Source organism: Schumannella soli (assembly GCF_006517435.1).
GTDB classification, from domain to species: Bacteria; Actinomycetota; Actinomycetes; order Actinomycetales; family Microbacteriaceae; genus Schumannella; species Schumannella soli.
This window is the reverse complement of record NZ_VHQG01000002.1, coordinates 454,072-471,603: the sequence shown is the minus strand read 5'-3', so window position 1 is coordinate 471,603 and position 17,532 is coordinate 454,072. Positions and strand designations below refer to the sequence as shown.

At 70.1% G+C, this 17,532-nt stretch carries 19 protein-coding genes; 5 read left to right on the top strand and 14 right to left on the bottom strand.

What is annotated here, in order from left to right; translation table 11 throughout:
• Positions 1-22: 22 nt before the first annotated feature.
• Entirely contained in the window at positions 23-637 is a 615-nt protein-coding gene (locus tag FJ657_RS07905) for a prepilin peptidase (protein WP_141163141.1), read from the bottom strand.
• A gap of 100 nt (positions 638-737) precedes the next feature.
• Here FJ657_RS07905 and FJ657_RS07900 point away from each other — a divergent pair, with 100 nt between their 5' ends.
• Positions 738-1,037, top strand: coding sequence for a DUF1905 domain-containing protein (locus tag FJ657_RS07900; RefSeq protein ID WP_141163140.1), 300 nt, complete (start codon positions 738-740; stop codon positions 1,035-1,037).
• Between the two features lie 122 nt (positions 1,038-1,159).
• Here the strand turns inward: FJ657_RS07900 and phoH2 are convergent, their stop codons facing one another.
• The 3 genes from phoH2 to FJ657_RS07885 form a co-directional block, all read right to left on the bottom strand.
• Positions 1,160-2,509, bottom strand: coding sequence for an RNA 5'-3' helicase PhoH2 (gene phoH2 / locus FJ657_RS07895; protein WP_181408958.1), 1,350 nt, complete (start codon positions 2,507-2,509; stop codon positions 1,160-1,162).
• A gap of 264 nt (positions 2,510-2,773) precedes the next feature.
• The gene (locus FJ657_RS07890) at positions 2,774-3,946 is read right to left on the bottom strand and encodes an aminotransferase class V-fold PLP-dependent enzyme (RefSeq protein WP_255447211.1); all 1,173 of its coding nucleotides are present in this window, start codon (positions 3,944-3,946) and stop codon (positions 2,774-2,776) included.
• Positions 3,943-4,728: an isoprenyl transferase gene (locus tag FJ657_RS07885; RefSeq protein WP_141163139.1), complete on the bottom strand. Its 786-nt coding sequence runs from the start codon at positions 4,726-4,728 to the stop codon at positions 3,943-3,945. Before FJ657_RS07885 ends, FJ657_RS07890 begins: the two co-directional genes overlap by 4 nt.
• Before the next feature lie 63 nt (positions 4,729-4,791).
• On the opposite strand from FJ657_RS07885, the gene trhA reads away from it, so the two are divergent.
• Positions 4,792-5,508, top strand: coding sequence for a PAQR family membrane homeostasis protein TrhA (gene trhA, locus FJ657_RS07880; RefSeq protein WP_141163138.1), 717 nt, complete (start codon positions 4,792-4,794; stop codon positions 5,506-5,508).
• Positions 5,509-5,529: 21 nt separating this feature from the next.
• Here trhA and FJ657_RS07875 read toward each other — a convergent pair whose 3' ends face one another.
• The 3 genes from FJ657_RS07875 to FJ657_RS07865 all read right to left on the bottom strand — a co-directional run bounded on the left by FJ657_RS07875 (position 5,530) and on the right by FJ657_RS07865 (position 7,286).
• Entirely contained in the window at positions 5,530-6,087 is a 558-nt protein-coding gene (locus tag FJ657_RS07875; protein ID WP_141163137.1) for a hypothetical protein, read from the bottom strand.
• Positions 6,088-6,323: 236 nt separating this feature from the next.
• Positions 6,324-6,869: a hypothetical protein gene (locus tag FJ657_RS07870; protein ID WP_141163136.1), complete on the bottom strand. Its 546-nt coding sequence runs from the start codon at positions 6,867-6,869 to the stop codon at positions 6,324-6,326.
• A 117-nt stretch (positions 6,870-6,986) separates the two neighbouring features.
• Complete coding sequence (locus FJ657_RS07865; RefSeq protein ID WP_141163135.1) at positions 6,987-7,286, bottom strand: hypothetical protein; 300 nt, start codon at positions 7,284-7,286, stop codon at positions 6,987-6,989.
• Positions 7,287-7,350: 64 nt separating this feature from the next.
• On the opposite strand from FJ657_RS07865, the gene FJ657_RS07860 reads away from it, so the two are divergent.
• Positions 7,351-7,845 carry a DUF4307 domain-containing protein gene (locus FJ657_RS07860; RefSeq protein ID WP_181408911.1) on the top strand — a complete coding sequence of 165 codons (495 nt, stop codon included), beginning with the start codon at positions 7,351-7,353 and terminating at the stop codon, positions 7,843-7,845.
• A 107-nt stretch (positions 7,846-7,952) separates the two neighbouring features.
• Positions 7,953-8,444 (top strand): transcription elongation factor GreA, encoded by a 492-nt coding sequence (gene greA, locus FJ657_RS07855; RefSeq protein WP_141163133.1) that lies wholly within the window; start codon positions 7,953-7,955, stop codon positions 8,442-8,444.
• 98 nt (positions 8,445-8,542) lie between these two features.
• Here greA and ilvA read toward each other — a convergent pair whose 3' ends face one another.
• The 6 genes from ilvA to FJ657_RS07825 form a co-directional block, all read right to left on the bottom strand.
• Positions 8,543-9,820: a threonine ammonia-lyase gene (gene ilvA / locus FJ657_RS07850; RefSeq protein WP_141163132.1), complete on the bottom strand. Its 1,278-nt coding sequence runs from the start codon at positions 9,818-9,820 to the stop codon at positions 8,543-8,545.
• Positions 9,810-10,970, bottom strand: coding sequence for an AI-2E family transporter (locus FJ657_RS07845; protein WP_141163131.1), 1,161 nt, complete (start codon positions 10,968-10,970; stop codon positions 9,810-9,812). Before FJ657_RS07845 ends, ilvA begins: the two co-directional genes overlap by 11 nt.
• A gap of 156 nt (positions 10,971-11,126) precedes the next feature.
• Complete coding sequence (locus FJ657_RS07840; RefSeq protein ID WP_141163130.1) at positions 11,127-12,212, bottom strand: ABC transporter ATP-binding protein; 1,086 nt, start codon at positions 12,210-12,212, stop codon at positions 11,127-11,129.
• Positions 12,209-13,048, bottom strand: a complete 840-nt coding sequence (locus tag FJ657_RS07835; protein ID WP_255447210.1) for an ABC transporter permease — start codon at positions 13,046-13,048, stop codon at positions 12,209-12,211. The genes FJ657_RS07840 and FJ657_RS07835 overlap by 4 nt, the downstream gene beginning before the upstream one ends.
• Complete coding sequence (locus FJ657_RS07830) at positions 13,045-13,989, bottom strand: ABC transporter permease (protein ID WP_255447209.1); 945 nt, start codon at positions 13,987-13,989, stop codon at positions 13,045-13,047. Before FJ657_RS07830 ends, FJ657_RS07835 begins: the two co-directional genes overlap by 4 nt.
• 34 nt (positions 13,990-14,023) lie before the next feature.
• Positions 14,024-15,160 carry an ABC transporter substrate-binding protein gene (locus FJ657_RS07825; protein WP_141163129.1) on the bottom strand — a complete coding sequence of 379 codons (1,137 nt, stop codon included), beginning with the start codon at positions 15,158-15,160 and terminating at the stop codon, positions 14,024-14,026.
• Between the two features lie 171 nt (positions 15,161-15,331).
• Here FJ657_RS07825 and FJ657_RS07820 point away from each other — a divergent pair, with 171 nt between their 5' ends.
• Entirely contained in the window at positions 15,332-16,555 is a 1,224-nt protein-coding gene (locus FJ657_RS07820; RefSeq protein WP_141163128.1) for a winged helix-turn-helix domain-containing protein, read from the top strand.
• A 3-nt stretch (positions 16,556-16,558) separates the two neighbouring features.
• Here the strand turns inward: FJ657_RS07820 and FJ657_RS07815 are convergent, their stop codons facing one another.
• A complete protein-coding gene (locus tag FJ657_RS07815) occupies positions 16,559-17,467 on the bottom strand; it encodes a M48 family metalloprotease (RefSeq protein ID WP_141163127.1) in 909 nt (302 codons plus the stop codon).
• Between the last annotated feature and the right edge of the window lie 65 nt (positions 17,468-17,532).

The window sequence follows — 17,532 nt, the reverse complement described above, 5'->3', positions numbered from 1 at the left end:
CAGCACCGTCAGCGCAGCACCGTCAGCGCAGCACCGTCAGCAGCAGCTGCGCGCCCAGCGCGATCGTCCATCCCGCGAGCAGGAACGGCCCGAGCGGCAGCCGTCGCCCTCGCCCGTTGCGCACCAGCACCACGACGGCGGCGACACCGCCGATCAGCGTTCCCAGCACCGGCGCGACGATCGTGACGAGAGCCGTCGGACCGGCGAGCGCCATCGCGATCACGAGCTTGGCGTCGCCCATGCCGAACGCCCCGATGAAGCCGAGCAGCAGCACGACGGCGGCGACGACCGCGATCGTCGTGATCGCGCCGACCGACACCTCACCGACCGCGACGCGGATGCCGAGCACGGCCACGCCGAGCGCGATCACCGGCACGGTCAGCAGGTTCGGCAGCCGTTGCTCGGTCGCGTCGATACGCGCCAGTTCCGCGGTGACGGCGGCGAGCGCGAGCGCCGGGATCGTCGCGAGCCGCGCGCCCGACACGGCGAGCACGACGGCGACGAGGCCGAGTGTGAGCGGCGCCTGCCAGATCAGCCTCGCGGGGAGCATCCGCCGGGGCGTCCGAGCGGGCCGCGTCGCGGTCGAGTGCGCGACCGCGCCCGCGGTCGTGGGCGCTGCGGCTGCCGGTCTCGTCACCCGGGTCACGGTAGGCGAGTCGTGTCGACGGCCGCGGGAGTTCTCCACAGGCCGACGATCCCGCCGCGGGTGCGCACGTCCCACCGCCTAGCCTGGGCGCATGCAGCTGGTCGTCGAGGGCGAGATCTTCTACTGGCGCGGCCCGGCCCCGTGGCACTTCGTCGCGGTGTCGCCCGCCGAGGCGGCGGAGATCCACACGGTCGCCGGCGCCGTGACCTACGGCTGGGGCATGATCCCCGCCACCGTGCACCTCGACCGCGACGGCACGACCACGAGCTGGACGACCTCGCTCTGGCCGAAGGACGGCTCGTTCATCGTGCCGATCAAGAAGGCCGTGCAGGACCGTCACGAGCTCGACGTCGGCGACGTGCTGACGCTGCGCCTCGACATCGGCGGCTGACACCACCGGAAGCCGCCGGACGCCACCCCACACGCGACGCGAGATCCGACGACGGAGCCCGCCGCATCCACCCGCGCCGTCAGGGGCGGGCAGGATGCGAGGGGCTCCGTCGTCGGGGACGATCAGGCGAGCTCGTTCGACTCCAGCAGCTCGGTCACGAGCGCAGCCACGGCGGAGCGCTCGGAGCGGGTCAGGGTGATGTGCGCGAACAGCGGGTGCCCCTTGAGCGTCTCGATGACGCTCGCGACGCCGTCGTGGCGGCCGACGCGCAGGTTGTCGCGCTGCGCGACGTCGTGGGTGAGCACGACGCGCGAGTTCTGGCCGATGCGCGAGAGCACCGTCAGCAGCACGTTGCGCTCGAGCGACTGCGCCTCGTCGACGATCACGAAGGCGTCGTGCAGTGAACGGCCGCGGATGTGCGTGAGCGGCAGCACCTCGAGCAGCCCGCGCTCCATGACCTCCTCGAGAACGTTCTCGCTCACGAGGGCGCCGAGGGTGTCGAAGACGGCCTGGCCCCAGGGGTTCATCTTCTCCTGGGCGTCACCGGGCAGGTAGCCGAGCTCCTGACCGCCGACCGCATAGAGCGGACGGAACACCATGATCTTGCGGTGCTGCTGCTTCTCGAGCACGGCCTCGAGGCCGGCGCACAGGGCGAGGGCGCTCTTGCCGGTTCCGGCGCGACCGCCGAGCGACACGATGCCGATCTCGGGGTCGAGCAGCAGGTCGATCGCGAGGCGCTGCTCGGCGCTGCGGCCGTGCAACCCGAAGACGTCGCGGTCGCCGCGCACGACGCTCAGCTCGCCCTTGCCGGTGACCCGACCGAGCGCGCTGCCCCGGTCGGAGCGCAGCACCAGACTCGTGTTGATCGGCAGGTCGGCGACCGCGCGCGTCGACAGCCTGTCGGCGTCGTAGAGCTCGGCCATCTGCTCGCTCGACAGGTCGACCTCCGCCATGCCGGTCCAGCCCGACTCGGGCGCGAGCTCGGCGCGGTACTCCTCGGCGGCGAGGCCGATCGAGGCGGCTTTGACGCGCAGGGGCAGATCCTTCGACACGACCGTGACGTCGAGCCCGTCGCCGGCCAGGTTGAGGGCGACGGCGAGGATGCGCGAGTCGTTGTCGTTCAGCTGCAGTCCCGAGGGCAGCACCGACATGTTGGAGTGGTTCAGCTCGACGCGCATGCTGCCGCCCGCATCCCCCACCGGGATCGGGAAGTCGAGGCGCTCGTGCTCGATGCGCATCTCGTCGAGGAGGCGCAGCGCCTGCCGCGCGAAGTAGCCGATCTCGGGGTCGTGGCGTTTGGCCTCGAGTTCGGCGATGACCACGACCGGCAGCACGACCGCGTGCTCCGCGAAGCGGAACAGGGCGTGCGGGTCGCTGAGAAGCACGGAGGTGTCGAGCACGTACGTGCGCTCCCCCTGCTTCCTGGTGGTGCGCCGGCTGGTCTTTCCGGCGGCGATGGGCGAGGACTGCAGGGATTCGTCGAGCGCGGGCACTAGCCACTCCTTGCCCGGATGCGGGGCATCCGGTTCCTGATTTCAGAGCGGCCAGGGGGCTCGTCGGAGGCGAACTTATGTGGCCGCTCCGGTCAGACGCCGTGTCTGACAAGGCCGACGCTAAGCCTGCTCGGCGCGTGCCGCCGGCTTAGACACGCCCGCGGATGTGTCGTGTCGGTTAACTCTCGCCGTGAGCGCCCCGCGCGCGGGTCGGCGACGCCGTCGAGCGGGTCGGCCCGGCACTCAGAGCGGCGATGTCGTCGCGAAGGAGACGAGGGCGGAGGCGAGCATCTCCAGGGTCTCCTCGCTGGTCGACGCGTGCGGGCTGAGCCGCACCCGTCCGTCGCGGGTCGTCGCCGAGATGCCGTGGTTGTGCAGCGCCGCGGTGAGGGCCGTGAGTCGGTCGGCGCCCGGGTCGAGCACGACGATGCCGGCCCGCTCGTCTTCGGCGCGCGGTGACGCGATCGGGATGCCGTGCTCGTCGGCGAGGTCGATGATGCGCGAGACGGTGCTCGCCACCTTCTCCTGCACCAGGTCGACGCCGAGGTCGGCGAGCTGCTCGAGCGCGGCCGCGAGTCGCGCCTGGGCGACGGGGTCGCCGTTGGTCAGCTGGAACGCGGATGCGCCGCGGGCCGGCGGCAGCACCTCGTCCATCGGCTGGGTCGGCGAGTCCGTTCCGGTCCATCCCGACCACACCGGCGTGAGCCGGTCGAGAGCGCGGTCGCTCAGCGCGAGGAATCCGGTGCCCCAGCCGGCGCGCACCCACTTCTGCCCGCCCGCGGCGACGACGTCGGCGAGGTGCAGCGGCGCATCCACGACCCCGAAGCCCTGCATGGCGTCGACGATGAGCAGCCGGTCGCCGATGACCTGGCGGATGCCGTCGAGGTCGGCCAGGTAGCCGGTGCGGTAGTCGACGAGCGACACCGCGACGGCGGCGACCCGCGAGTCGAGCTGGTCGCGCAGGTTGCCCGGCGTCACGCGTCCGTGATCGGTGCCGATCCAGCGCGGCGCGCCGACCTTGAGCACCTCGCTCGCGCGTTGCACCGCGAAAGGCAGGGCCGGGAACTCGCCGAGGGAGAGCGCGATGTCGCCGGTCACGCCGAAGACGGCGTGCGTGAGGGCCTGGGTCGTGTTCGGCTGGAAGACGACCTGGTCGGGGCGGAATCCGGTGACGGCGGCGACGGCGCGTTTGACCCGCTCGTGCTGGCCGTCGGTCACGGCGAGGGCGCCGAATCGCACGTGCTCGAGCACGTGGCGCAGACCGGCCTCCTCATCGAGGGCCGCGCGCCCCATCGGTCCGAAGCGGCCGAAGTCGAGCCAGCCGGGTTCTTCGCCGAAGGTGTCGAGGTAGGCGGCGAGCACGGCGCGGGTTGCCTCCGCATCCGCGTCGCGGCGCCGGCCGAGCAGGGGGCTCACTGCCCGAACCGCCGGTGCCGGCTGGCGTAGTCGCGCACCGCGCGCAGGAAGTCGACTTCGCGCAGGTCGGGTCCGAGCGCTTCGACGAAGTAGAACTCGCTGTGCGCGCTCTGCCAGAGCATGAAGTCGCTGAGGCGCTGCTCGCCGCTGGTGCGGATGATGAGGTCGGGGTCGGGCTGCCCCTGCGTGTAGAGGTGCTCCCCGATCGTCTCGGGCGTCAGCAGCTCGGCGAGGTCGTCGAGGGTGCCGCCGCCGGCGCTGTGCTGCTCGACGATGCTGCGCATCGCATCCGCGATCTCCCGTCGGCCGCCGTAGCCGACGGCGAGGTTGACGTGCAGTCCGGTGTGCTCGGCGGTGCGGTGCTCGGCCTGTCTCAGCGATTCGATGAGCGAGTCGGGCAGCCCGTCGCTCGCGCCGACGTGCTGCACCCGCCAGGTCGGCTCGCGGGAGATGTCGTCGGCGAGTCCGGCGATGATGTCGACGAGCTGGTCGAGCTCGGCGCTCTGCCGGCTCTTCAGGTTGTCGGTCGACAGCAGGTAGAGGGTGACGACGCGGATGCCGAGGTCGTCGCACCAGCGCAGGAACTCGTGCATCTTCGCGGCTCCGGCGCGGTGGCCGTGGGCGGCGGTCTCGAGCGCCCGCAGGCGGGCCCAGCGGCGGTTGCCGTCGATGATCATGGCGACGTGCTGCGGCAGCTGACGCCCGAGCAGTCCGCGCCGCAGCCGGGACTGGTACAGCCCGTAGAGCAGTCCGCTGCCCCCGGTCTCGCGCCGCTCACTCACGGGCCAACGCTAGTCCACCGATCCGCACAGATTCCCGGGACGGCCCGGGCCTAGTATCGGGCCATGGCGGCACCGGCAGACCTCGAGCGCGACCACATCCCCCTGGTCGCCGATGCGATCGAGCACCCGCCGGCCGCCGGCGACGTGAAGCCGACGTGGCGCGGCTGGATCCATCTGGCGACGTTCCCGCTGGCGATCGTGCTCGGCATCGTGCTGATGCTCGTCGCCGCGAACACGGCCGCGCGCGCCGCCGCGGCGGTGTTCATGCTCTCGTCGCTGCTGCTGTTCGGCATCAGCGCGACGTATCACCGCATCAACTGGAGCCCGAAGGTGAAGGCGCTGTTCCGGCGCCTGGATCACTCGAACATCTTCCTTCTCATCGCGGGCACGTACACGCCGATCGCGGTGTGCTGTCTGCCGACGACGAAGGCGGTCGTGCTGCTGTCGATCGTGTGGGGTGGGGCACTGCTCGGGATCGGCTTCCGCATCTTCTGGCTGGGCGCGCCGCGCTGGCTGTACGTGCCGCTGTATCTGGCCCTGGGATGGGCGGCGATGCTCTACATCGTCGATCTGGTGAACGCGAACGTGGCGACGATGGTGCTGATCCTCGTCGGCGGCGCGGCGTACACGACCGGCGCGATCTTCTACGGCACGAAGCGGCCGAATCCGGTGCCGGGCGTGTTCGGGTTCCACGAGATGTTCCACAGCTGCACGGTGATCGCGTTCCTGTGCCAGTGGGTGGGCATCCTGCTGATCACGATCAACCCGCCTGCGCTGTAGCCGGAACCCGTCGGGTCCTGGTCAGGGACCGCAGCCGGGACCGCTGGGGTTCTGCCGGCAGTCCTTGTCGACGAGCACGGTCGTCGCGTCGGCGATGCGGATGCTGAGCGGCGCGTCGGCCGGGATCGTCAGGGTGCCCTGCACGGCGACCCAGTCGGGCATTCCGTCGACCCGGTACTCGGCGCGGTAGACGACCGAGACGGTCGCCGCGTAGGTGCCCTTGATGCGGTAGACGTGGCTGGTCGGCGTCGGGTCGAACGCACGCAGACCCTGCTTCGCCCAGGTCGCGCCGCCGGTCTTCGTGCTGCGCACGCTGCTGCCATCGCCGTAGTCGAAGCGATAGCCGGTCGGCGCGAAGCGCACCTGCGCCGTCGCGCCGAGCAGCGTGCCCGTGACGGTGTGGGTGGATGCCGACCCGATGAAGTTCGTGTCGAGCCCGCGGACGCCCCAGCCCTTCGGCTCGGTGCGCGCCGTCGGCTTCTGCGGGATGAACGTCGCGATGTCGCTGACCGTGATCGGACCGCCATTCGCGGCCTCGAGCGCGAGCGAGTCGCAGAGCTGGTCCTGGCAGGCCGGCACGGCAGGCGCTACCCCGCCACCTCCGGCGTCAGGTGAAGCGTTGCTATTGGAAGGGGGAGCGTCCGATGTCCCTCCGCCATCAGGCTGGCCTCCCGAGCCCGGCCGCGTACCTCCAACTTTGACTCCACCATCAAACGTGCAGGCGCCGGTGAAGACCGAGGTGGATCCGCACTGATCGTTCGATTGCGCAATGCCGGCCCCTCCGAGCGGCACCGAAAGAATTGCAGCGAGTGCGATCAGCAGAAGTCGTCGCCGGACCACGTGACGCTCCTACTCACGATCAAAGTTCCGTCCCGATCTCCAAACGTGACCTGCAGTGGGACCCTGGATTGACGTTCGGCAGGAACTATCGACTTGCCAGAGGAATCGACGACGTCAGTCTTTGACACATCTCTACAGACGTAGACGACCACTGGTGGCCGTGCAGATTGGACTCTCATCGAGTCCATCGAGCTGTCCCCCAACAGCACGTAACCTCTCGCAGCGAAGTCTTTGGCCCCGGCCGTCTCTGTCTTGAGAAGGTCGCCCTCCATCACTGATGCAAGGTCAGAGCTGTCTTTCCAGCCCCCATGTCCGACTTTGTTAGTTACGTCGAGGTACGCCTGGTAGGCCTTCTCGGCTGCCTTCAGGGCCTCCTCGTCGGAGGAGAACAGCGCGCTCTTCGAGGCGGTCGGTTTGGGCGAGGGCGAATCGGCTCCCCCGCCGACGCATCCCGTCAGCGACACCGTCACCGCGGCGGCTGTCGCGAACGCGAGCAGCAGCGGGACGGGGCGACGGGGCATGCTCCGACGCTAGAGCACGCGGTCTACTCCGCGGGGAAGTTGTCCACAGCCACAGCCACAGCCACAACCCCGACCGGAGGCAGAGCCACAACCGAAGCCGGGGCCACCCCTCGGGCCCTACTCGTGTGCGCGGCGCGGGTCGTCGTCGCCGAGCAGACCGTGGTCGTGGCCGTCAGCGAGATCCGGGTCGACCGCCTCGCCGGCGGCGGCGGCGCGCTCGGCCTCGAGCTTCTCGCGGATCTCGACGCGGTAGCGCAGGCGTCGCGTGCGCCGCACCATGTCGAGGATCAGCAGGATCGCGGCGATCGCGATGCCCGCGATGGCGATGAAGCCCCACGGTCCCGGGGTGACGAGGACGTCCGGCGGGCCCGACGGGGACGGTGAGGGCGCGACCGCCGTGAGCAGAGCCAGGTGCACCGTGGATGTTCCCCTCGAGCCGAACGAATAACCTGGGTTCCAGCGTAGTCGGACGGAGTTGGACGTGAGCACGGAGCAGGGCGCAGCCGCCGACACCTCGGCGACCCGCACATCCACCCCGTCGGCACCCGCTACGGACGCATCCGCCCGGCCGGCTTCGCCCGCATTCGCGGCCGCCCTCGACGCCCGCTACGGCCGGAGTCCGAACCGACGGACGAACCGCCGCATCCTCGCGATCGTCGGCGGTGTCGTGCTCGCCGTGCTCGTCGTGTCGTGGGTGCTGTGGACGGGCATCCTCGGCGCGAAGGCCCAGCTCGAAGCCACCGACCTCGGCCACGACACCACCGCGACCGAGACGACCGTGCGGTGGTCGCTCACCGCCCCCGTGAACACCGAGGTCAGCTGCGCCGTCGAAGCCCAGAACGACAACCACGGCATCGTCGGCTGGAAGATCGTGCGACTGCCCGCGAGCGATCAGCAGGTGCGGCAGTTCAGCGAGACCGTACGCACCTCCGAGCGGGCTGTGACGGGCTTGATCAACCGCTGCTGGCTCTCCTAGACTGACGCGAATTCAGAGACCGGCCCGCTCGGCCGGTCTCTTGGTTTTGTCAGGGGTGTTCCGCGCACGGCACGGACCCGACACCCCGGTACCAAGGGAGTACTCCTATGACCGACACGGCTCCGACCACCTGGCTCACCCAGGAGGCCTACGACCGTCTCTCCGCCGAGCTCGCCGAGCTGAGCGGACCCGCCCGCGCCGACATCGCCAAGAAGATCGAGGCGGCGCGCGAGGAGGGCGACCTCAAGGAGAACGGCGGCTACCACGCCGCCAAGGACGAGCAGGGCAAGATCGAGGCGCGCATCCGCTCGCTGACGGCGCTGCTGAAGGATGCGACCGTCGGTGACGCGCCCGAAAGCCACGGCGTCGTCGAGAACGGCACCGTCGTGACCGCGAAGATCGCCGGCGACGAGTCGAAGTTCCTGCTCGGCAGCCGCGAGATCGCCGACGACGGCGCCGACCTCGACGTCTACCCGCAGACCAGCGCCCTCGGCCAGGCCATCCTCGGTCTCAAGATCGGCGACAAGGCCAGCTACACCGCGCCGAACGGCCGCGAGATCAGCGTCGAGATCGTCGACGTCGAGACCTACCGGGGCTGAGCCCCCGCGGGGCTTCCCGCACGAACGCGAACGGCGGTCATCCGAGAGGATGGCCGCCGTTCGAGTATGTCCGAACCGCCAGCGAGAGCGAGAGCGACTCAGGCGTCTTCGACGTACGGCCGATATCCGGCCTCGCGCAGCGTCTGCAGCACCTGCTCGGCGTGCTCCTGCCCGCGGGTCTCCATGTGGATCTCGATCGAGACCTCGCTGATCTGCAGACCGAGTCCGTGCCGCGTGTGCAGCACCTCGACGACATTCGCGTTCGCCTCGGCGATGAGCGCCGAGATCGTCGAGAGCTGGCCGGGGCGGTCGGGCAGCGGGATGCGCACCTTGAGATAGCGGGCCGAGGCGGCGAGTCCGCGGCCGATCACGCGCTCCATGACCATCGGGTCGATGTTGCCGCCGCTGAGCAGGAACACGGTCGTGCCCTCGATGCCGCGCAGCGCCCCGGAGAGGGCGGCGCCGACGCCGACGGCGCCCGCCGGCTCGACGACGAGCTTCGCCCGCTCGAGCAGCACCAGCAGGGCGCGGGCTGTGTCGTCGTCGTCGACCGTCACGACCGTGTCGACCGTGCGCTGCACGAGGTCGAAGTTGAGGCGACCGGGGCGGGCGACGTGGATGCCGTCGGCGATCGTCGGCGAGGTGATGATCGTCACCGGCTCCCCCGCCGACAACGAGGGCGGGTATGCGGCGGCGTTGGCGGCCTGCACGCCGATCACACGCACGCGACGACCGATCTCGGGCTCGAGCTGGGCGAAGGCGGTCGCGACGCCGGCGATGAGTCCGCCGCCGCCGATCGGCACGACCACGTTGGCGACGTCGGGCACCTGCTCGAGGATCTCGTAGGCGAGCGTACCCTGGCCGGCCACGACATCCGGGTGATCGAAGGGCGGGATGATGACCGCGCCGGTGCGATCGGCGAACTCGGCCGCCGCGGCGAGCGTCTCGTCGACGACGTGGCCGTGCAGCACGACATCGGCGCCGTAGCCGCGGGTGGCCTGCAGCTTCGGCAGGGCGACGCCGATCGGCATGAAGATCGTGGCCTTGATGCCGAGCTCGCGGGCCGCGAGGGCGACGCCCTGCGCGTGGTTGCCGGCCGAGGCTGCGACGACCCCGCGATCGCGCTCCTCCGGCGAGAGCTGCGAGAGCCGGTTGAAGGCGCCGCGGATCTTGTACGAGCCGGTGCGCTGCAGGTTCTCGGCCTTGAGCCGCACCTTCACGCCGAGCAGATCGTCGAGGAACCGCGAGCCCTGGATCGGCGTCGTCTCGACGACGCCGGCGAGACGCTCGCGCGCGGCGCGGATGTCGACGAGAGTCGGTCCGGGCAGCGGCACCTCGACGGCTGCGGGGTCGACGGCGGCGCGGCTATCGGACATCCGTGGTCACGTCTCTCAGATCGGGGTGGGGGTTCGTGCGCCATTCTCCTCTGGCCACGTACCCGATCATGACGTTGAGCGTGGCGATGGCCGGCACGGCGAAGAAGGCGCCGGGGATGCCCGCGATGAAGCCGCCGGCCGCGACGCCGAGCACGACGGCGAGCGGGTGCACCTTGACCGCGGTTCCCATGACGAAGGGCTGCAGCACGTGGCCCTCGATCTGCTGAACGAGGATCACGATGCCGAGCATGATGATCGCCGGAACCGGCCCGAGAAAGACGAGGGCGACGAAGACGGCGAGAACGCCGGAGACGACCGCGCCGACGACGGGGATGAACGACCCCAGGAACACGGCGACCGCAATTGGGATCACGAGCGGGAAGCCGCCGGTGAACAACCCCAGGATGAAGGCGCCGAGGCCGATGCCCACCGCATCCACGAAGGCGACGAAGATCTGCACTTTCACGAAGCGAGTCAGCGTCAGCCAACCGGACTCGCCGGCACCGCGCACCGCGTCGCGCGCCTTCTTCGGGAACAGGCGCACGAGCCAGTGGAAGATGCGCTTGCCGTCGATGAGGATGAACAGTGTCGAGAAGAGCACGATGAGTATGCCGGCGAGGAAGTGTCCCGCGGTCGATCCGATGTCGAGGGCGCCGGAGAGCAGGTTCGAGGAGTCAGCCTGAATCGCTTTCCAGGCCTGGTCGAGGTACCCGGCGATGTCTTTATCGCTGAGGTTGAACGGCGGCCCGTGCAACCAGTCCGTCAGCGCGTCGTACTGGGACTTCGTGCGCTTCTCGAGCGCCGGATACCCCGATCGGATCTGCAGCACGACGAGCGTGAGCAGACCTCCGATGATCGCGATCACGCCGATCTCGCTGACCGCGACCGCGAGACCCTTCGGCCAGCCGTGCCGCTGCAGCCAGTTCTTGAACGGCACGAGCAGTGCCGCGAGCACGACGGCCACGAGGAGCGGGACCACGATCATGCGCAGCTGCACGATCAGGAACCCGAGCAGGGCGAGGGCAGCGGCGACGACGAGGATGCGCCACGACCAGGCCGCGGCGATCCTCATGCCGGGGCTCACCGAGTCGAGGGTCTCCCGGCGGAGCGCGTCGTTGCGGCGTTCATCACGCGAGCGGAATACGGCCATGCGCACGAGTCTAGGGCCGCGCCCGGCAGCCTCCCCGGCCGCACCGGCGCGCCTCTCGGCGGGCTCGGTGCGCACGCGCGGCGGGCGTCCAGTCAGCCGGAGACCCGGCGCCCGCCGCACCAGGGAGCGGCAGATCGCAGCGCGAGCCGCGAGCCGTCAGACGACGGTGCGTGCCGCCACGCTGACCGGTCGCGCCTCGAGCTGCAGGTGCACGGTCTCGCCCTGCTGCGGCACCGTGCTCACCTCGTGCTGCACCTGCACGAGCGTGCCGTCGTCGAGGCGCAGCTGAGTGCGGCGCAGCGAGCCGAGGAAGCTCGACACGACGACCGTCGCCGGGATGCCGGAGTCGGCGAAGCGGATGTCCTCCGGGCGCACATAGGCGGTGACGGGGCCGTCGGCGGGCCCGGTGCCGAGCAGCGGCAACTCGGTGCCGAGCAGGCGCACGGTCGAGCCGGCGAGCTCGGCGTCGATCGGGTTGCTGAGACCCACGAAGGTCGCGACGAACGACGTCGCGGGCCGCGTGTAGAGGTCTTCGGGGCTGCCGATCTGCTCGATGTTGCCCTCGCGCATGACGGCGACGCGGTCGGCGACGGCGAGCGCCTCCTCCTGGTCGTGCGTCACGAAGAGGGTCGTGATGCCCAGCTCGGTCTGGATGCGGCGGATCTCGTCGCGCAGCGACACGCGCACCTTCGCGTCCAGCGCCGACAGCGGCTCGTCGAGCAGCAGCACGCGGGGACGGGTGACGAGAGCGCGGGCGAGGGCGACGCGCTGCTGCTGGCCGCCCGACATCTGGTGCGCGAAGCGCTCCCCCAGATGCCCGAGGCCGACCATCTCGAGCGCCTCGGCGGCGCGGGTGCGACGCTCGGCTGCGGCGACCTTGCGCATCCGCAGCCCGTACTCGACGTTCTGCTGCGCGGTCATGTGCGGGAAGAGCGAGTAGGCCTGGAACACCATGCCGATGTCGCGCTTGTTCACCGGAACCGGAGCGACATCCACGCCGTCGATGAGGATGCGGCCCTCGGTGATGCTCTCCAGCCCCGAGAGCGCGCGCAGCACCGTGGTCTTGCCGCAGCCGCTCGGGCCGAGCAGGGCGATGAACTCCCCGGGCTCCATGGTGAGGTTCACGCCGGTGAGAGCGCGATGACCCGCGTAGTCCTTGATCACGCCGCGCAGCTCGACACGGGCGCCGCTGCCGGCGGCGATCGCGGTCTCGGTGGCGGGGGTGCCGGTCTCGATGGTCATGCGGTCCTCCGGGTTCGGCGTTCGCGCCGGGTTCCGACCGCGCCCACGCGGCCGATGACGAGCAGGAGCACGAATCCGAACAGCAGCGCCAGCACGGCGAAGATGACGGAGACGTAGGAGTCGGTGTGGTTGATCAGCACGAGCGCGGTCTGGAAGGTGTTCTGCGCCAGGAACGCGGCGATCGTGTACTCGCCGAGCACGACGGCGATCGTGATGAAGCAGGAGGCGAGGATGCCGCGGCGCAGGTTCGGCAGGATCACCGAGAACAGCGTGCGCCCCCATCCGGCCCCGAGCGAGCGGCTGGCCTCGCTGAGCACCGTGAGCTCGACGCCCGCCATGTTCGCCGCGATCGGGCGGTAGGCGTAGGGCAGTACGATGATCCCGGCGGCGAAGGCGATCGTCCACGGCACGCTGCCGAAGATCTGCGCCACGACGCCGTAGACCGGCACGTAGCCGACGACGAGCACGATCGCGGGGATCGTGATCGGGATGATGCAGATGAACTCGAGCACGCGGCGCAGCTTCGGGAAGCGCAGCTCGACGAGGATCATGACCGGCAGCAGCAGCACGAGCACGATCACGACCGTGAGCAGGCAGATCAGCAGCGAGTTGCCGATGCCCTCGAGCAGCCCCTGGTACTTGAAGGAGTTCGCCGGGTCGAAGACGCCCTGCCAGTGCTGCGGGCCGTAGTTCTGCACGCCGTCGACGCGCTGGCCCTGCCGGAACGAGAACTCGAGCATCGCCACGATCGGCAGCAGGAAGAGCACGGCGGCGGCGATGAGTATGATCGAGCTCGTCGCGCGCGACGGCTCGGCGGCGAAGCGGGGCGCGCTCACGAGCGGCCTCCGTTCTGCCAGCGCCCGGTGCGGCGCTGGAGCGCGGCGTAGGCGGTCATCAGCACGACCATGACGATCACCATGACGAGAGCGAGCACGCCGGCGACGTTCGAGACGCCGAGCACGGTCTCGCTCGTCAGCTGCTGGCGGATCGCGAGGGGCACGATGCCGCCCTGCGACACGAGCGCCGCGGCGGTCGCGTACGAGGAGAAGGAGTTGGCGAACAGCAGGATGAGGCTGCCGAGGAAGGCGGGCAGCAGCACGGGTCCGCCGATGCGCAGCCAGTACTGCAGGCGGGTGCCGCCGAGGGTGGCGTTCGCCTCGGCCCAGGTGCCCTTGAGTCCCTGCAGCGCGGGCAGGAAGGTCAACACCATGAGCGGGATCTGGAAGTAGAGGTAGACCACGACGAGGCCGGGGATCTGGTAGATCATGACGCCGCCGCCGTTGAAGCTGTTGAGCGGGTTCTCGATCCACCCCCAGTCCTTGAGCAGGCTCGTGATCAGGCCGTTCGCGCCGATCGTGGCGATGAACGCGAAGGCGAGCATGACGCCGCCGAACTGCGCGAGCACACTGGATGCCGAGTCGACGATCGAGCGCACGGCGCCGTCCGGCTTCATGGCGAGCAGGGCGTAGCAGATCAGCGCGCCGATGACGCCGCCGATGATCGCGGTGACGGCGGAGATCCAGATGGATGCCCACAGTCCCTGCAGGATGTTCGGGTCCGCCAGTGCGGCGAAGTTGGCGAAGGTGAAGCGCCCCTCGTTGTCGGCGAAACCGCTGGTGACAGCGAGGATCGCCGGCACGGCGAGGAACAGCAGCACGTAGACGCCGAAGGGCGCGAGCCCCAGCCACGCCGGGCCGCGGCGCCGGAGGCGGGTGGTGCTGCCTCCGACGCCGCGGTCGGTCACGGCCGGAGCGGTCTGCTCAGCCAGTGCGGTCATACGCGTGATGTGTCTCCGGTGAGGGGTGCGGTGATCAGGAGATCGCCGCGGCCCACTTGGCCGCGAGCACCTTGCCGGCCTCGGTGGCCTGATCGGAGGTGAACTCGACGAGATCCTCCGGCTGTCCGCCGGCGGCCTCGAGGGCCTTCTCGTCGACCTTGCCGCTCTTCACGAGGGCGTCGAGCTCGACCGGGAGGGCACCCGAGCGCAGGCGCACGTTCTCCATGTCGACCGAGTGGATCCACTCCTGCCAGAGTCGCGCCGCCGCGGGGTGCGGGGCGTCGGCGCTGACGGCCTGGATGTAGTAGCTGCCGATCGAGGTGCCCTTGAGCACGACGGTCGTGAAGTTGGGGTTGTTCTCGCCGCCCCACGCCGTGTTGTTGTAGTTCCACTGCAGCACGACCGGGGTCTCGCCCGAGGCGACGGTGGCCTGGGTCGGCGTGACGGCCTGGAAGTTGCCGGCCTTCTTCAGGTCGGAGAAGAAGTCGATGCCCTTGCTGATGTCGTCAGCCGAGCCGCCCTTCTGCACAGCGGCCCAGTAGACGGCCGCGGCGGCCTGGTTGGCCTGGGTCGGGTCGCCGACGATCGCGACCTTGCCCTTGTACTCCGAGCCGAGCAGGTCGTCGATCTTCGTCGGGGCCTTCTTGATGACCGAGCTGTCGTAGCCGATCGACATCACGCCGGTGTAGCCGGCGGCGTAGAGGCCGTCGGAGTCCTTGCGCTCGTCGGGGATGTCATCCCAGGCCTGCACCTTGTAGGGGGTGAGCAGGCTCTTGTTGTCGTCGGCCTCGAGCACGGCCAGGCCCACGTCGAGCACGTCGGGGGCGGTGGACTGACCCTTCTGGGCGCGCACGGCGGCGAACTCCTCGGCGCTCGAGCCGTCGGGGTTGGCCGAGTTGATCTTGATGCCGTACTTCTTGGTGAAGCCCGACAGCATCTCGCCGTAGTTGGCCCAGCTCTCGGGCGTGGCGATCACGTTGAGCTGCCCCTCGGCCTTGGCGGCCTTGACCAGGCCGTCGAAGCCGCCGAAGTCCTCGACGCTCGTCGCCTTGGCGGCGTCGGCCTTGCTGATGCCCGCGGCATCGGTGCTGGTGCCGCCGCTGGCGCAGGCGGAGAGAGAGACGGCGACGGCGGCCGCGATGGCGACGCCGGCGAGAGAGCGGATCTTCATCCTCGGGTTTCCCTTTCGTGCCGCCGGCCGCCTGTGCTGTGGACAGGCGGTCGCCGGAGGCGACGAGGGGCAGGATGGCGCTGTGGGGTATCCCGTTCCGAGCCGCCCGGTGAACACGGGGTGTCCTGGGCCTCTCCACTGTGTCGGGGGCCGTCAGTAGTGTCGGGATCCATGGCTGACGAGATCTCCCCCGCGCTCGCGCGCCGCATCGCCCTCGCCGCGCAGGGCTTCGGCCGCCCGCATCCGCCCGCCGTCGGCACGCGTCAGCTCAACGGGGTGATCGACCGCCTCGGACTGCTGCAGATCGACTCGGTCAACGTCTTCGAGCGCAGCCACTACCTGCCGGTCTTCGCCCGCGTCGGCGCCTACGACAAGGAGCTGCTCGACCGTCTCACGCTCACGCCGCGCGGCACCCGCGCGCAGTACTTCGAGTACTGGGCGCACGAGGCGGCGCTGCTGCCGGTCAGCGCGCTGCCGCTCGTTCAGTGGCGCATGCAGGAGTACCGCGAGCGCTCGCATCGGGAGTCGGACACCTGGGCTCAGGCGAACACGGCGATGCTCGACTTCATCCGCGCCGAGCTCGCCGAGAAGGGTCCGCTCGCCGCCAGCGAGATCGAGCACGACGCGAACAAGCGCAACGGACCGTGGTGGGGCTGGTCGGATGTGAAGCTCGGCCTGGAGGTGCTGTTCCGCTGGGGCGAGGTGTTCTCGGCCGGGCGCACCCGGTTCGAGCGGCGCTACGGATTGCCCGAGCAGACGCTCCCGGCCGGGGCGCTCGACGCCCCGCTGTCCCGCGAGGACGCGACGCGCGAGCTCGTGCGCCGCTCGCTCGTGGCCCACGGCGTCGGAACCGCGAAGGACATCGCCGACTACTACCGGCTCAAGGTCGAGCCGACGAAGCAGGCGCTGCGCGAGCTGGCGGAGGCCGGCCTGGCGACCCCGGTGACCGTGCCCGGCTGGTCGAAGCAGGCTTGGCTCGATCCCACCGCCCGCCGACCGCGCCGCATCGAGGCGACCGCGCTGCTGTCGCCGTTCGATCCCGTCGTCTGGGAGCGCACGCGCACCGAGAAGCTGTTCGGCTTCCACTACCGCATCGAGATCTACACCCCGGCGCCGCAGCGACGCTTCGGCTACTACACGCTGCCGCTGCTCGTCGACGAGCAGATCGCCGGCCGCATCGACCTGAAGAGCGACCGCGCGCGCGGCGTGCTCAAGGTGCAGTCGGGGTGGACCGAGCCCGACGCCCCGGCGGAGGTCGAGCAGCGGGTCGTGCCGCTGCTGCAGTCGATCGCCTCCTGGCAGGGGCTGGATGCGGGAGTCGAGGTGAGCGACTGGGGTGACCTCGCGCCGCGGATCGCCGGGGCGCTCGGCACGCCGCTGCTGCCGCGGAGCTGAGCGTCAGAACTTCGTCGAGTTCTCCAGCAGGCGCTGGATGCGGTCGGGGATCGGCGGGTGCGTCGAGAACAGCCGCGCCATCATGCCGGGCTTGTTCGGGTCGCTGATCCAGAGGTGCGACAGGCTCGTGTTGGTGCGCTGCACCGGGCGGCCGTACTCCTGCAGCTTGTTCAGCGCGCTCGCGAGCGCCTGCGGGTGCCGCGTCGTGAGCGCACCCGTCGCATCCGCCAGGTACTCGCGCTGCCGTGACACGGCGGCCTGTACGACCCCGGCGACGAGCGGCGCGAGGATCGCGGCGGCGATGCCGATCACGAGGAAGATGATCGCCGCGGGTCCGCCGCCGTTGCTGTCGCTGCGATTGCGTCCGCCGCCGGTGAAGAACATCATCCGCAGCAGGATGTCGGCGATGAGCCCGATCGCGACGACGAGGCCGAAGACGATGAGCGAGACGCGGATGTCGTAGTTCTTGACGTGCCCCATCTCGTGCGCCATGACGCCTTCGAGCTCCGAGTCGTCCATGATGTCGAGCAGGCCCGTCGTCGCCGCGACGAGCGCGTGCTGCGGATCGCGCCCGGTGGCAAAGGCGTTCGGCGCCGCGTCCTCGATCACGTAGACCTTCGGCATCGGCAGCCCCTCGGTGATGGAGAGGTTCTCGACCGTGCGGTAGAGCCTGTCGAGCTGCGGGTGCATCCCCTTCTTCACCTCGATCGCGCCGGTCATGGCGACCGTCTCGGCGCCGGCCGCGAAGTACTGGAAGAGCGCGTAGGCGGCGGCGATCACGAAGACGACGATCGCGATCGTCCAGCTCTGGGCGAAGTAGGCCCAGATGGCGCCGAGCGCGCCGATCACGAGCAGGAACAGCACGATGATCAGCACGGTGTTGCGCTTGTTCCTGGCGATCGCGCTGTACATGGGGTGATTATCCGCCCGGGTGAGTGAAGGAAGTCTGGATGCGGCTCATGCGGTCGCTGGATGCG

Bases quoted from the DNA above. Each gene is read 5' to 3' on its own strand.
- FJ657_RS07825 (WP_141163129.1), bottom strand. From the start codon at position 15,160: ATGAAGATCCGCTCTCTCGCCGGCGTCGCCATCGCGGCCGCCGTCGCC.
- FJ657_RS07830 (WP_255447209.1), bottom strand. From the start codon at position 13,989: ATGACCGCACTGGCTGAGCAGACCGCTCCGGCCGTGACCGACCGCGGC.
- FJ657_RS07845 (WP_141163131.1), bottom strand. From the start codon at position 10,970: ATGGCCGTATTCCGCTCGCGTGATGAACGCCGCAACGACGCGCTCCGC.
- trhA (WP_141163138.1), top strand. From the start codon at position 4,792: ATGGCGGCACCGGCAGACCTCGAGCGCGACCACATCCCCCTGGTCGCC.
- FJ657_RS07820 (WP_141163128.1), top strand. From the start codon at position 15,332: ATGGCTGACGAGATCTCCCCCGCGCTCGCGCGCCGCATCGCCCTCGCC.
- ilvA (WP_141163132.1), bottom strand. From the start codon at position 9,820: ATGTCCGATAGCCGCGCCGCCGTCGACCCCGCAGCCGTCGAGGTGCCG.
- greA (WP_141163133.1), top strand. From the start codon at position 7,953: ATGACCGACACGGCTCCGACCACCTGGCTCACCCAGGAGGCCTACGAC.
- FJ657_RS07815 (WP_141163127.1), bottom strand. From the start codon at position 17,467: ATGTACAGCGCGATCGCCAGGAACAAGCGCAACACCGTGCTGATCATC.
- FJ657_RS07900 (WP_141163140.1), top strand. From the start codon at position 738: ATGCAGCTGGTCGTCGAGGGCGAGATCTTCTACTGGCGCGGCCCGGCC.
- FJ657_RS07840 (WP_141163130.1), bottom strand. From the start codon at position 12,212: ATGACCATCGAGACCGGCACCCCCGCCACCGAGACCGCGATCGCCGCC.
- FJ657_RS07870 (WP_141163136.1), bottom strand. From the start codon at position 6,869: ATGCCCCGTCGCCCCGTCCCGCTGCTGCTCGCGTTCGCGACAGCCGCC.